The 13485-nt window shown below is 42.1% G+C and carries 13 protein-coding genes; 10 read left to right on the top strand and 3 right to left on the bottom strand.

The genetic code is table 11. The features are described from left to right. Positions 1 to 4: 4 nt before the first annotated feature. From B3L97_RS04285 to B3L97_RS04270, 4 genes are all read left to right on the top strand, one after another. Positions 5 to 385, top strand: a complete 381-nt coding sequence (locus tag B3L97_RS04285) for a DUF6672 family protein (protein WP_024821433.1) — start codon at positions 5 to 7, stop codon at positions 383 to 385. A 31-nt stretch (positions 386 to 416) separates the two neighbouring features. Further along, positions 417 to 1619 (top strand): M20 family metallopeptidase, encoded by a 1203-nt coding sequence (locus B3L97_RS04280; protein ID WP_286934295.1) that lies wholly within the window; start codon positions 417 to 419, stop codon positions 1617 to 1619. A gap of 107 nt (positions 1620 to 1726) precedes the next feature. Next, positions 1727 to 2923, top strand: coding sequence for a DUF3798 domain-containing protein (locus B3L97_RS04275; protein ID WP_286934293.1), 1197 nt, complete (start codon positions 1727 to 1729; stop codon positions 2921 to 2923). A 71-nt stretch (positions 2924 to 2994) separates the two neighbouring features. After that, positions 2995 to 4092, top strand: coding sequence for a M24 family metallopeptidase (locus tag B3L97_RS04270; RefSeq protein WP_084043835.1), 1098 nt, complete (start codon positions 2995 to 2997; stop codon positions 4090 to 4092). Between the two features lie 24 nt (positions 4093 to 4116). Here B3L97_RS04270 and B3L97_RS04265 read toward each other — a convergent pair whose 3' ends face one another. The 3 genes from B3L97_RS04265 to B3L97_RS04255 form a co-directional block, all read right to left on the bottom strand. Continuing rightward, the gene (locus B3L97_RS04265) at positions 4117 to 4827 is read right to left on the bottom strand and encodes a FadR/GntR family transcriptional regulator (RefSeq protein ID WP_024821437.1); all 711 of its coding nucleotides are present in this window, start codon (positions 4825 to 4827) and stop codon (positions 4117 to 4119) included. 51 nt (positions 4828 to 4878) lie between these two features. Next, positions 4879 to 5574, bottom strand: coding sequence for a FadR/GntR family transcriptional regulator (locus tag B3L97_RS04260; protein ID WP_024821438.1), 696 nt, complete (start codon positions 5572 to 5574; stop codon positions 4879 to 4881). 95 nt (positions 5575 to 5669) lie between these two features. Next, positions 5670 to 6362 (bottom strand): FadR/GntR family transcriptional regulator, encoded by a 693-nt coding sequence (locus B3L97_RS04255; protein ID WP_024821439.1) that lies wholly within the window; start codon positions 6360 to 6362, stop codon positions 5670 to 5672. Positions 6363 to 6552: 190 nt separating this feature from the next. On the opposite strand from B3L97_RS04255, the gene B3L97_RS04250 reads away from it, so the two are divergent. The 6 genes from B3L97_RS04250 to B3L97_RS04225 all read left to right on the top strand — a co-directional run bounded on the left by B3L97_RS04250 (position 6553) and on the right by B3L97_RS04225 (position 13482). Beyond that, positions 6553 to 7545 carry an ornithine cyclodeaminase family protein gene (locus B3L97_RS04250; protein WP_024821440.1) on the top strand — a complete coding sequence of 331 codons (993 nt, stop codon included), beginning with the start codon at positions 6553 to 6555 and terminating at the stop codon, positions 7543 to 7545. Positions 7546 to 7635: 90 nt separating this feature from the next. Beyond that, the gene (locus B3L97_RS04245) at positions 7636 to 8184 is read left to right on the top strand and encodes a TRAP transporter small permease (protein WP_024821441.1); all 549 of its coding nucleotides are present in this window, start codon (positions 7636 to 7638) and stop codon (positions 8182 to 8184) included. Then, positions 8185 to 9489, top strand: a complete 1305-nt coding sequence (locus B3L97_RS04240; protein WP_286934291.1) for a TRAP transporter large permease — start codon at positions 8185 to 8187, stop codon at positions 9487 to 9489. 24 nt (positions 9490 to 9513) lie between these two features. Next, positions 9514 to 11115 carry an L-serine ammonia-lyase, iron-sulfur-dependent, subunit alpha gene (sdaAA, locus tag B3L97_RS04235; protein WP_286934289.1) on the top strand — a complete coding sequence of 534 codons (1602 nt, stop codon included), beginning with the start codon at positions 9514 to 9516 and terminating at the stop codon, positions 11113 to 11115. A gap of 20 nt (positions 11116 to 11135) precedes the next feature. Beyond that, positions 11136 to 12152: a TRAP transporter substrate-binding protein DctP gene (gene dctP, locus B3L97_RS04230; protein ID WP_024821444.1), complete on the top strand. Its 1017-nt coding sequence runs from the start codon at positions 11136 to 11138 to the stop codon at positions 12150 to 12152. Positions 12153 to 12210: 58 nt separating this feature from the next. Continuing rightward, complete coding sequence (locus tag B3L97_RS04225; RefSeq protein ID WP_286934286.1) at positions 12211 to 13482, top strand: serine dehydratase subunit alpha family protein; 1272 nt, start codon at positions 12211 to 12213, stop codon at positions 13480 to 13482. Positions 13483 to 13485 lie beyond the last annotated feature (3 nt).

Here is a 13485-nt window from a genome sequence, read left to right as displayed (position 1 = left end):
TGCCTTGAGCACTTTAAAGAGAAGAATACTTTTACGGACTCTTCTTGTGGTGGCTTTAGTTTTCTTTGGGGTTTTTTTAGTTTTTATAGGTAAACGGCATGTTGTCGTTTTTGCGAATGAAGAGATACAGCAAAATGGAGAAGTTTTTCCAGCTTTAGATTGTGTTCGTATTACAGCAGGAGAAGAAAAATTTGAACTTGAGTCAGAAGATAGGATTGCAATAGAAGTTGCCGGCTTAAAGAATGTCTTTTTAATAGAGACTTTATCAGATGGAGTGATTGGTAAATCTATAACTTTTCCTCTTTCTTTAAAGCTTGAGCGAATGGTTATCGTCTCTCTACCTCTTGTTGCAGCAGGTTCCTCTGATGTCATAGTGACAGAATAATCATAATGCATATATGTTGGAGGTGTAGTTCATGTCTCAGTATGAAGATCTTGCACTGAAAATGGACGAGTATATTTGCAAAAACCTTGATGAACTTGGAACACTCAGCGACTGGATAGCAGAGCACCCAGAACTCAGCCATGAGGAATACGAGACGTCCAAAGTTTTATGTGAAGCCCTAGAAAAAGAAAATTTTACAATAGAACGACCATATGCGGGGTATGACACAGGTTTCAACGCATTCTTTAAAAATAGAGGAGACGATGCCCCTACTGTAGGGCTTCTTGCCCAATATGATGCCTTACCTGAAGTAGGGCATGGTTGTGGCCATAATATGTGTGGAGCTATTTCAGTTCTAGCGGCAAGAGCTCTCAAACATGTACTGGAGAAAGAAAATATTCCTGCCCAGATCAGAGTTATTGGCACTCCGGCGGAAGAAACAACAGGTGAAAAAGTACCCATGGCAAAAGCAGGACTTTTTGACGACTGTGATCTTGTCCTCATGGCTCATCCAGAAACAGGGAGCTCTTTTATAGGTTTTAATTCTCTAGCTGTAGATCCCTTCGAGTTTACTTTTGCTGGGAAATCAGCCCATGCAGCGGCGTCTCCTTGGGAGGGAAAAAATGCTCTTAATGGCCTTCAGCTGTTTTTGCACGGAATAGATATGTTACGCCAGCATGTCAGACCAGAAGTACGTATGCATGGCATTGTTACAGAAGGAGGATCGGCGCCCAATATAGTTCCAAGCAAAGTGGCGGCGAGACTGCTTTTAAGAGCCCCTTGGAGAACCTATTTAAATGAAGTTGTAGAGCAGGTTTTTGATTGCGCCAGAGGAGCGGCTATAGCAACTCAAACGGAAGTATCTTGGAGCAAATGTGGATATAGCATGGATAATATGCTCCCCAACCCTACCGGTAAAAATATGCTCAAAAAAATTATGGAAGAAGAAGTAGGAGAGCCTATTAATGATTATCCGAGCCTTACTGGTTCTACAGATATGGGTGCTATTTCGTGGAGGCTTCCCACTTTGGAACTGCTTATTTGTGTTTCTGAACAAGAAATTGCACCTCACACTGTCGATTTTGGGCGAGCATGCCGTGGAGGCAAGGCGAGGAGTGCCCTGAGCAAAGCTGCAAGGGGATTGGCCAGGGCTAGCCTAAAAACTATTTTAGATGAAACGTTGCGAATAAGGATGAAAGAAGACTATGAAAAGCAAAAACACATTCAACTATAAGAACGTAATGAAAAGGAGGAGGTAAAGACTATACGTTTCAAAGAGTTGCAAAGGGGAAACATTGAGAGGGAACTGTGAAGATAAAAATGTAGTAGGGGGTGCTTTTTATGAAAAAGGTTGTTTGTCGTTTTTTATGTGCTGTATTTTTAGTGTGCTCTTTTTCTGGATTAGCATTAGCAGAAGCGCCATTCCATATCGGTATCGTTACTCCAACAGTTTCTCAAGCTGAAGATAATTACCGGGGAGCAGAGGCTCTATTGAAAAAATATGGTGATGTGGCGGATGGAGGCATGGTTAGACATCTCACATCTCCAGATAACTTTAACGCGGAAATGGAGACGACAATTACTCAAATTGTAAGTCTTGCCGATGATCCTCTAATGAAAGTAATTGTTGTTGATGAGGCTGTTCCTGGAACAACAGAGGCTTTTAAAAGAATTATGGAGAAGCGGCCAGATATTGTAAGACTTGCAGGTAATCCCCTCGAAGATCCTAATATGATTTGTCCAGTAGCTTCTCTTGCTGTAATGCCAGATCATATTAGCCGAGGATACACAATTATATATGGTGCGAAAGAAATGGGAGCTGATACGTTTGTCCATATTTCTTTCCCACGTCATTTGAGCATAGAACTTCTTTCAAGGCGTATGCATATAATGGAAGAAGTATGTAAAGACTTAGGTCTTAAGTTTGTTCAGGAAACAGCGCCAGATCCTACATCAGATGTAGGAGTGGCAGGCGCGCAACAGTACGTCCTTGAAAAAACGCCAGCATGGCTTGAAAAATATGGGAAAAATGCGTGTTTCTTTACGACGAACCAAACTCATATTGAGCCATTGTTGCGACAATTGACCTACCATCATGGCGGTTACTTTTTGGAAGCAGATAGTCCGTCTCCATTGAAGGGATATCCAGGGGCTTTTCATCTAGATCTTGAGAAGGAGAAGGGTAATTGGGAAGCCATTATGGCTAAAATAGAAAAAGCAGTAGTAGATGCCGGAGCTGGTGGAAGACTGGGTACATGGGCGTACTCTACTGCCTATGCTACTGCTGCAGGGCTTGGCGAGTTCGGGAAATGGGTAGTAGAAGGGAAAACCGACATTAATGACACGGAGGCGCTAAAAAAAGCTCTTGAGACATATACTCCGGGAGCATCATGGAGAACAATGTACTATACAGATAAAAATACAGGTGTAAAGATGAAAAATTATCTCCTTATTATGCAAGACTCCTACGTCTTTGGGAAAGGGTTCCTCCATTTGACGGATGTTGAGATACCTAAGAAATACTACAAAATAAAGTAAGAAATAGTTTGTTTTAGTAAGAAAGAGGGAAGCAGATAAAAGCTTCTCTCTTTCTCTTATACGAGGAGGATATGATGGATTACGTAAAAAGATTTAACAAACTTCTCGAAATTCTTCAAAATAGCAATTTAGATGGAATTTTTTTAGCTCCCTCTTCAGATCTGGAATACACCACAGGCCTTAAGCTTCATCCTGACAGTCGATTTAAAGGAGTCATGATCTCTAAAAATGGAGAATCTTTTGCTCTCTGCCCCTCCCTTTATCGCGAAGAAATGGAGGCAGCTCTTCCTGAAAGTACGGCCATTTTGGAATGGAAAGATGGTCAAGGATTTGTGGAAGTATTTAAAGATGGGATAAAAGCCTTAGGCCTTAACAATGGAAGAGTTGCATTTAATGCAGGAGTGAAAGCTGTAGATATGCTTGATGCAGTTTTAGAGACGAACATAACGTGTGTAAATGGGGCATCGGTTCTTTCGCCTCTTCGACGTAGTAAAGATGAGCAGGAACTTGATTTTTTGAGAGCGGCATCAAGAAATAATGATGCAGTTATGGAAGACCTGAAAAATTTCATCCGCCCAGGAGTTACGGAAAAAGATATAGCGAAGCATATTATGTTTCTCCATGAGAAAAGAGGGGGGGTTCCCCGGTACCCTGTTGTAGCCTCTGGAATAAATGGGTCGATGCCACATTATGGAGGCCAAGACAATCGAATTATTCAAAACAAAGACATTATTATCGTTGATACTGGGGCTTGGTATAACAGCTACAATTGTGATATGACACGAATGTTTTTTATAGGGGATCCGACGGAAGAACAGAAAAAGGTATATAGAATTGTTCTAGAAGCACAAAATGTTGGAGAAGAAGAGGCTACGCTAGGAGCCATACCGGAGGATATAGACAATAAGGCGAGAAAAGTTATTGAAACAGCAGGTTATGGTGCTGCTTTTACCCACCGTTTAGGTCATGGAACTGGTATGGATCCTCATGAAGATCCCTTTATCGTAGCAGGAAATAAAAGACCTCTGGAGGTTGGGAACTGTTTCAGCATAGAACCGGGGATTTATCTAAAGGGGGCATTTGGGGTCCGTATAGAAAATCTTATTGCTATTACAGAAACGGGTCCTGAAGTATTAAATAAACTAGATAAAGAAATGATCATTCTATAAAATTGCGAGTAGCCCTTTGAAGGGTTACTCGCAATTCTTTTGCGCATCAAGGCTTAATAATTGACTTTTAAGCATATGTTCAATGTGTTTCTTTACGCTTTCACGTGCTTTACCTATGTCTCTATTGAGTATGCAGTTTAATATTGCTTCATGTTCTGTCATCATCTCTTGCCAGCTAGACAAGGGAAGCCTTGTATATCTATATCTTTGTGCATTAATTTCTTCTCGTATGGAGGCTAATATTTTAACAGCCAAGCTGTTTCCTGCTATTTCAGCTAGATATTCATGGAATTTAGTATGTGAGGAAGGATTGATAGCTTCATTTTTATTGCCTCGTTCTAAAAAAACAATTTCTTTGAGAGTTTCAAGGTCCTCTTCTGTTGCCCGTTCTATAACCCATTCTACAATTTGTGTCTCTAAAAGAATTCGAATTTCCATTAATTCTCGTATGGAAACATTTTCCGATAAGTGTTCAACGAGCTCATTGTTTGCCAAATATCGCAGCGCATTGGCAGAAATGTATGTGCCATCTCCAGATCGGGATTCGACGATGTTATATATTGAGAGAGCTTTTAAAACTTCTCGGATGCAATTTCTGCTGACTTGAAATATCTCAGCAAGAGCTAGTTCCCCTGGGATCTTTTCTCCAGGTTTCCATGCCCCTTTTTTTACTGCTTCGAGCATTTGTTCTAAAACATTTTCATATAACGTAGATTTATTAGCAGGCTTTATCATTTATATCCTTTCTGAAGCATTAAAAATAATGTGTTCTTATTTCAATACGACCTAACGCTGTTCTTTTTCGTGTAAACGTTCCAAGATCTCATATTGGCCGTGAGACAGGTGTTTATACATAATCTTTTTGGCTTTCTCTGGATTCCGCTCTTTTATAGCTTGACATATTTCCCAATTTTCTTTCTTGAAAGCAGCAAGGTTCTCAACTGGCGAGGTTTTGAAAATGAGTCGTTGCGTCGCGAGTTCATTGCGAATAGATCCAAGTAACCGCAATAAAAAACGATTTCCCGCCATCTCTGCTAAGACATTATGAAATTTATCGTGAATATCTACATCCGGATGTTCCTCGTCTTTTAATAAAAGCTCCTCCATTTTTTGAATTTGTTGCTCAGTAGCCCGTTGTGCTGCCCAATAAGCAATTTGGCCTTCTAACAATTGCCGAGCTTCCACAAGCTCTTTTAATGTAGACTCTTCAAAAAGGCTTGCAACAAACTCAGTGTTAGTAATATTGCGAAGAGCATTTATAGATAAATACGTGCCATCACCAGGACGCGCTTCAACAATTCCTGAAAGTTCAAGAGCCTTTAAAACTTCTCGAATACAATTTCGGCTTACCCCGAAGGTTTTCGCTAAAGCTTGTTCTCCAGGCAACTTCATACCAGGTTCCCATATATTTTTTTTAATAGCATCAATAATTTGGTTGAGAACGCTTTCATGAAGTGTCGATTTACTTGCCGGTTTAAACATTATATCCCCCTTACGTATAAGACCTTGTTAAAGTATATACTATTTGAACTCCATGAAGAGACATAAAAATAGATTTTATATTTTATATAACAATTTTATAGTCTCTCTTTCTCCTTTTTCTCCAGAATCCCTTTTTGCGAATGGGCGAGGTGTTGGATCATAGTTTCTCGTGCCTTTTCTGGAGCCCGTGCTTTTACCGCCTGACAGATTTCCCAGTGGTCTTTCCGAAATTGTTCCAGATCTGTAGAGGGCCATGACTTAAACATAATTCTTTGAGCAGATACTTCATTTCGTATGGAATCTAAAAGACGCAATAGAAAGGGATTCCCGGCTACTTCCGCCAGAAAATTATGAAATTGGTTATGTATATCTACGTTGGGAACGTCTGTTTCTTCCATCAAAATATGCTCTAAGATATTCACATCTTCCTCAGTAGCCCGTTCGGCTGCCCAGTAGGCAATTTGTCCTTCCAGAAGTTGCCGTGCCTCCATGAGCTCTGCAAGAGTGCTTTCCTCGAAGAGAGAGGCAACAAGTTCTGTATTAGCTATGTTACACAAAGCACTGTCGGAAAGATATGTGCCGTCACCAGCTCGGGCTTCGACTATCCCTGTAAGCTCAAGAGCTTTTAAAACCTCTCGTATGCAGTTCCGACTTACGCCGAAGGTTTTCGCCAAAGATTGTTCCCCAGGTAATTTCATACCCGGTTCCCAAGCCTTATTTTTTATGGCGTTGATCATTTGATGTAGCACATTTTCATGAAGAGTTGCCTTGTTTGCGGGTTTAAACATAAGATCCTCCTGTATTCAATACAGTTTTATTTATAAAATTTTATTTTTTCAGGCTTGACGTTATTGCCTTGCTGTGATAATGTTCAATTGTTCAACAGCAGGGCATAAGATCATTTCTACTATATCCTACCATTCTCTATCAGTAAAGCTCAAAGATACGTAACAATTAATGAAGGGGGAGGTTTTTTCTATGAATACGTTGTTGATGAGCCAGAATGAAATCAAAGAGCTTATTACGATGAAAGATGTAGTTGAGGCCTGCGACAAAACCTTTCAAGGAATGGGCGACGGAACTGTTATTAACCCCACGAAAGTCAATCTAGATCTTGGAGAAACAGCATCGTTCCCTCCTTATAGTGGATTTATGAATGCTATGCCTGCCTATGTTGGATGGTCAGACACGGCTGGAATAAAGTGGGCTGGCGGGTTCTTAGGCGAACGTAAAAAAGTTGGTCTTCCCTATATTACCTCTCTTATTATGCTCATAGATCCTAAAATGGGCAACTTCACAGCAGTGATGGATGGTGCATACATTACCAATCTTCGTACAGGTGCTCAGACAGCGGTAGCCCTTAAGTATCTTTTCCCTAGAAAATCTCTTCGTTTATGTCTCTATGGAGCGGGAATGCAGGGGCATACTCAGACCATGGCCATTTCCCAGCTTTTTGACATAGAAGAAGTACACGTATACGACATTAGTAAAGCAGCTGCTGAGCGCTATGCCTCTGACATGGCTTCTTATGTAAAAGGGAAAATTCATATTGCGAATACCCCCGAAGAAGCAGCGGATGGAGATGTGGTCGTTTGTGTTACTCAATCAAAAGATAAGTTTTTTAAAAATGAGTGGTTTAAGCCAGGAATGTTGCTTTTCCCTATGGGATCATATCAGGAATGTGATAATGATTGTATTTTAAACGCGGATAAAATAATAGTAGATCATATTGGACAGACCCTTCACCGCGGCGCTCTTGCAGAACTTGGTACCTCTGGACGGATCACAGAAAAAGACATTTTTGCCACCATCGGCGAATTAGCTGCTGGAAAAAAGAAAGCCTCTGTAGCTAACGGAGAAAAGATTCTCTGTATCCCCATTGGAACAGGCGCTATGGATATTGGTGTGGCTTCAGTTGTGCTTGACAGAGCTAAGAAGAGCCAACGCGGAAAAACGTACGCATTTGTATAGAACAAGCGGGTAGCGCCGCACATAAAGAATGGGTGTCGTTAGGCGAGTACGACACCCATTCTTTAAAAGAGTAAGAGGGGAGGGTCTGGGATGTCAGAGTCAAAAAGTTTTTTTAACACCATTCTTTATTGGGCAGCAAAAGCGCAAGATGTAGTTTTGGTTTTTCTGATGTCATTCATCTCGATTCTTGTTTTTGGCCAGGTTGTGTTGCGCTATGTTTTTAAAGCCCCCCTTATGGGAATAGAAGAGTTGCTTCTTTTTCCCACAACATGGGCATATCTTATCGGGGCTATAAAAGCTTCGGCAGACAAAAATCAGATAGTGGCCAGGGTGCTCGAAGTTTTTATGCGGAAACAGAAATCAGTGTATTTAGTGCGTGCCATTGCTGCTGCTTTAAGTGGAGTTGTTCTAATTTGGCTTTCCTATTGGGGATACGATTATCTCAAATATGCTCTACGTGTCCAAAAAGAAAGTCCCACGCTCTTTATTCCCATGATTTGGTCTGAGTCTCTTGTTTTTGTCAGTATGGCTTGCATGACCTTCTATACCATCGTTGAATTTTTTGGTCATGTTCGAGACTTTATCCGAACACCTCAAGACGTGCTAACCCAGATGGAAGTGGAAGAGGAGGTATATTAAATGGTATCTGTTGCTCTTATCGCTTTATTAATTCTCGTTGTATTCCTCTCCCTCGGTGTTCCTTTACCTTTCTGTTTTGGTGGAGCCCTTATGTATATGAGCATTATAGGTGGCGTATCCATGAAAGGCATGATGATGTGGGGGTTGCAACAGATTTTGAGCCCTGTCCTGCTCTGTGTCCCCCTCTTTATTTTTGCAGGAAGTTTAATGAGTCAAAGCGGTATTGCAAAATATCTACTTGATCTAGTGGACGTTTTTGTAGGGAGAGTAAAGGGTGGTTTAGGTGTTGTAGCTACAGTAAGTTGCGCCATTATTGGCGCTATCTCTGGCAGCGGTTTTACAGGAGTAGCAGCAGTGGGTCCTATCCTTATTCCACGCATGGTTGAGCAAGGATACCCAAAAGGTTACGCTACGGCTCTTGTCACAGATTCTTCTATTCTTGGGCTCCTTATTCCTCCAAGTGTTATTTTGATTGTCTACGGCTGGGTCACCGAAACATCTATCTTAGCCTGTTTTCTTGCCACAGTAGGGCCGGGAATCCTCGTTACTATTTTCTTTTCCATCATTAATCTTATATGGGCTAAACGGTTCCCTCTCAAACTGGAGCCAGAGCTTAAAAAAGAAGAAAAAATGCGCGAGATTATTCATCGAGGTTGGAAAGCATTACCGGCCCTCATGATGCCAGTTATTATTCTTGGCGGAATTTATGGGGGAATTATGACTCCTACAGAGGCCGCAGCAGTAGCTGTTATATATGCCATTCCTGTAGGTTTCCTAATTTATAAAGGGCTTAAAGCTAAAAATTACTATGAGGTAGCCAAAAATTCTGCAATATCCGTTGGATCTATCATGGTCATGATTTTATGTAGCCTCATGCTCAGCCAGACATTTGTTATGCTTCAAATTCCTCAAGCTATTGTGAAAGCTATGTTTGGTATTACACAGAATAAAGTTATATTGTTGATCCTCATCAATCTTCTTCTTTTCTTCATAGGCATGATTGTGAATGACCTTACAGGAGTTATTCTTGTCGCGCCCTTACTTTTACCTTTAGCTTTAGCCATAGGAATTCACCCCATCCACTTTGCTTCTATTCTTGGTGTTAACCTCGCAGTTGGCGGTATTACGCCACCCTATGCGAGCATTCTTTATTTAGGAATGAAGATTGGAGAGGTGGAATTTGTTGAGATTCTTCGTCCAGCAATGACTTTCCTTTTGTTGGGCTATATCCCCGTTATGATCCTTACTACATTTTGGCCCCCTCTGTCCCTTTTCCTTCCTGGAATTATGGGATTTTTACAGTAGTGGGTATTAAGGGAAGTGGCGTCTATGAACTTTTGTCAGAACCGTAACAGACTCGTGAGTCTTTTTGATTCCCTCGGTCCTATTATGACAGGACCCTCTAGTTCTCATACAGCGGGAGTCCTCAGAATAGGGCGAATGGGCCGACTCTTTTTAGGAGGAGACCCCGAGCGCATTGACCTTTTTTTCTATGGCGCATTGGCTGAAACCTATAAAGGACATATGAGCGATTCTGCTATAGTAGGCGGCTTGCTTGGCATGAGAGAAGATTCTCCGGAAATAGGAGAAGCTCTTTCTTTGGCCGAGCAAAAAAATATCCCTGTTTTATATCACTTGGAACCACTCTCCAAAAGAAACCCGAACACTGTAGATATGCTTCTTGCGAGACGAGATCAAAGCCTTCGGGTTGTAGGAATTTCTGTCGGTGGTGGCGAAATTCTTATGACAGAGATTGAAGACTTTCCTATTTACTTGCAAGGAAGCGAAGATGGGATTCTCTTTATTGCAGATAAGCTTTTCACAAAAGAGTTTTTAGCTGAACTTTTGGAAGAGAACGTTTTATTCCTTGAAAAGAGTGTCTCGTCAAACCATGAAGAAAAGGACGTCCTTTACACCTGCCTTACGAAAAAGCCATTGTCAGATATTCAGCTTAAAAGAATAGAAAGAGAAGCAGGAGTTAGAAAGGTTTTTCCCCTTACTTGTTTGCTTGATTACAAATTGAAAAACGATGAACCTCTTTTCTCTTCTTTCGAAGGATGGCTTCACTATGCTGACTCTCTCCATATTTCTTTACCTGAAGCAGCAATTGCATTTGAAGAAAAAAGGAGTGGCTTATCCAAGGGTTTTATTCGTGAAAAGGTACAGATTGCGTGGCAAACAATGTCTCAATCTGTAGAAAAGGGGATGGGGAACGATCTTTGTCTTTTAGGTGGGCTTATGCCCCATGATGAAGGTGTAAAACTTATGGCTCTTGTAGAAGGAGGGCGATCTCTTTCTGGTGAAACTGTAGGAAAGGCTGTGGCAAGAGCGCTGGGCGTCATGACATTGAACGGATGTATGGGGTGTGTAGTAGCAGCTCCGACTGCGGGGTCAAGTGGTGTATTGCCTGGAGCCCTTCTAACAGCAGCTGAACATTTAAGCTCAGATATTGCGGAAATAGAAAATGCGTTACTTGTAGCGGCAATGACAGGGGCTCTCATCGCTATGAGGGCACCAGTTTCCGGAGCATTGGGAGGATGCCAATCCGAGATAGGTGTTGCTTCTGCCATGACTGCTGCTGCTTTAGCACAGCTTTCCGGAGGTACTGCAAAAGAGGTTGTTCATGCTTCTTCACTTGCTTTAAAAAATATTTTGGGACTTATCTGTGACCCTGTTGCAGGACCAGTTGAGATTCCATGCATTAAACGCAATGCTATAGGGGTAGCCAATGCTTTTGCGGCTTCAGATATGGCTATTGCTGGCATAGAAAGTATTATCCCGCCAGATGAAGTGGTCGATGCTCTCATCAATGTACAGAAGCTTTTGCCTGTTGAACTTCGAGGAAGCATGCGAGGAGGGTTAGCTTCTACCCCTACCGCACAAAAACTCAAAGACAAATGGTTTGCAAAATTGGGAGTAAAGAATAGTTAAGCATAAAGGAGGCGGTGTTCATGAAAAAGTTTTTTGCAGCACTATTGGGAATTTCTTTTGTTTTTGCGGCTCTCTTTATGGTAGGCGGAGAAGCTCTGGCCAAAGAGAAATCTTATGTCTGGAAGATTTCTCATATCCGCCCGGCAGATACGGCAATTGACAAAGATGTGAAGTGGTTTGCAGAAAAACTTGAACAGGAATCTAACGGTCGTATTAAGCTCCAGATTTTTGATAACAGTCAGCTTGGCGACTACACCGTCGTTCATGAAAGAGTGAGTGTTGGTGCGGTAGACATGGCCATTCAGCCTGTCGTTACCACTGCCGACAAAATGCTCCAGATATTGAATCTCCCGTACATTGTGAATGATTGGGAGGGAGTAAAGAAAAATTATGTAAGCGGCACTCCCCTCATGAACTGGGCAGCGGAACGTTACGCCAAACAAGACCTCAAAATTATTAGCGTTTGGCCGGTGTATTTCGGAGGAACCGCTCTCATGAAAAAACCTGAGAAACCTGGCGATCCTTCCGTCTCTAAAGGGCTGAAAGTCCGAGTCCCGACGCAGAAAGCCTTTGAGCTTCTGGCAGATGCACAAGGATACATGGCTACTCCTCTTGCTTTTGCTGAAACCTTTACAGCTCTTCAGACTGGAATTGTAGATGGGGCTTTTGGAGCCGGAGCAGAAGGATATTATGCGAATTTCCGCGACATTATCAAGTGCTATGTTCCATCGAATACTCATTTTGAGCAGTGGTATCTCATTATAAACATGGAACTTTGGAACTCTCTTTCTGAGGAAGATCAGGCTTTAATTACTACGTTGGCTCGCGAAATGGAAGATCGCCGCGTTGCTCAGGCTGAATCTGATCAAGCGGCAAATGAGAAGCGTATGGAAGAGTATGGCATTGAGGTTGTTCACCTTTCCAAAGAGGAGCTTCAAGCCCTTACTGATAATGCTCGAGAAAAAGTTTGGCCTGAAATGAGAAAGATACTTGGAGAGGCAAACTTTGACGAAGCTGTGAAGCTAGTTATGGATTAAAACTGTTTATAAGTAGGGGCTTCAATAAGCCCCTACTTTCTAAAAAGGGGGAATTGTAGTGTCAGAATCGTTGCTTACCATTTTGAAAAGAGAAGTTAAGCCAGCCCTTGGATGTACTGGCCCGACCTCTGTTTCTTTTGCTGCAAGTGTGGCTCGAGCAGCTGTGGAAGGGGAAGTAAAATCCATAAAAGTTGTGATGGATCGGGATACGTATAAAAATTCTATAGCAGTGGGTATCCCAGGCACATCTCTATTAGGGCTTGATATAGCGGCTTCTCTCGGTGCCGTTGCTGGGGATGCAGAGGCGGGCCTGGAAGTTTTACATAATATCACGAAGGAAGACGAGAAAAGGGCCATAGCCATGCTACCCAACACCCACATTTCTATCGATTGGACTCGAAAAGAGGTTGGTCTTTATATTGATGCTACAGTTGAAACTACAAATGGAGTTGGACGAGCAGTTGTCGTTAAAACCCATACAAATGTAGTTCTTATAAAAGCCAATGAAGAAATGATATTGGCTAAACCCCAAGAAGATACAGCAGCTTCTGACTATTCGAAAGATGCAATCCTTTCTTATAAGCTTAAGGATCTTTACGATTTTTCTTTAAGTGAGCCTCTTGAGAATTTATTATTCCTTCAAGATGCCATAGTGATGAACGAAAAACTTGCCAAGGCTGGTTTTGAAGAACAAGCAGGAGGAAAGTTTGGACAGGGGTTCCTCGATTATCCCTATATGAATCCTATTATCAAGGCTAAAGCCTTGACAGCCGCTGCCTCTGATGCACGAATGGATGGCCTGGGGCTGCCAGCCATGAGTTGTGCCACAAGTGGAAATGTTGGCATTACAGCTTCGTTACCCCTTGTTGTTATGGCTCGTGAACTTGATAAAGATAAAGAAGCGCTTCTTCGATCTCTTGCCCTTAGTTTTCTTGTCACTATTTATCTAAAGAGTCATATTGGTCGCCTTTCACCGATGTGTGCTTGCGCCATAGCTGCGGGGTTGGGTGTTACTTCTGGAATGGTCCTTATGCTTGACGGTTCTTTTGAGCAGGTGGAAAGAGCAATCAATACTGTTGTAGGAAGTATTGGCGGCATCTTGTGCGATGGCGCAAAGCTCGGATGTGCTATGAAGTTGGCCAATGCGGTAGGTACGGCAATGGAATCAGCTTATTTGGCAATGAATAATACGTCTATCCGTTCAGGAGACGGACTCGTTTGTGAGAGAGCAGATGATACCATCTGCATTCTTGGCCGGATAGCACAAAAGGGAATGGCTCCTGCCGATGAAGAAATGTGCCGTGCCATTATAGAACGAGAACAGGGTTAGGGG

Origin of the sequence: Aminobacterium sp. UBA4834, assembly GCF_002400205.1 — a bacterium.
Lineage (GTDB): Bacteria > Synergistota > Synergistia > Synergistales > Aminobacteriaceae > Aminobacterium > Aminobacterium mobile.
The sequence above is the reverse complement of the archived record's forward strand: the minus strand, read 5'-3'. Positions and strand labels throughout refer to the sequence as shown.

What these genes read in the sequence shown, in the direction of transcription:
- B3L97_RS04280 (WP_286934295.1), top strand. Translation starts at nt 417, where the DNA reads ATGTCTCAGTATGAAGATCTTGCACTGAAAATGGACGAGTATATTTGC.
- B3L97_RS04275 (WP_286934293.1), top strand. Translation starts at nt 1,727, where the DNA reads ATGAAAAAGGTTGTTTGTCGTTTTTTATGTGCTGTATTTTTAGTGTGC.
- B3L97_RS04270 (WP_084043835.1), top strand. Translation starts at nt 2,995, where the DNA reads ATGATGGATTACGTAAAAAGATTTAACAAACTTCTCGAAATTCTTCAA.
- B3L97_RS04265 (WP_024821437.1), bottom strand. Translation starts at nt 4,827, where the DNA reads ATGATAAAGCCTGCTAATAAATCTACGTTATATGAAAATGTTTTAGAA.
- B3L97_RS04260 (WP_024821438.1), bottom strand. Translation starts at nt 5,574, where the DNA reads ATGTTTAAACCGGCAAGTAAATCGACACTTCATGAAAGCGTTCTCAAC.
- B3L97_RS04255 (WP_024821439.1), bottom strand. Translation starts at nt 6,362, where the DNA reads ATGTTTAAACCCGCAAACAAGGCAACTCTTCATGAAAATGTGCTACAT.
- B3L97_RS04250 (WP_024821440.1), top strand. Translation starts at nt 6,553, where the DNA reads ATGAATACGTTGTTGATGAGCCAGAATGAAATCAAAGAGCTTATTACG.
- B3L97_RS04245 (WP_024821441.1), top strand. Translation starts at nt 7,636, where the DNA reads ATGTCAGAGTCAAAAAGTTTTTTTAACACCATTCTTTATTGGGCAGCA.
- B3L97_RS04240 (WP_286934291.1), top strand. Translation starts at nt 8,185, where the DNA reads ATGGTATCTGTTGCTCTTATCGCTTTATTAATTCTCGTTGTATTCCTC.
- sdaAA (WP_286934289.1), top strand. Translation starts at nt 9,514, where the DNA reads ATGAACTTTTGTCAGAACCGTAACAGACTCGTGAGTCTTTTTGATTCC.
- dctP (WP_024821444.1), top strand. Translation starts at nt 11,136, where the DNA reads ATGAAAAAGTTTTTTGCAGCACTATTGGGAATTTCTTTTGTTTTTGCG.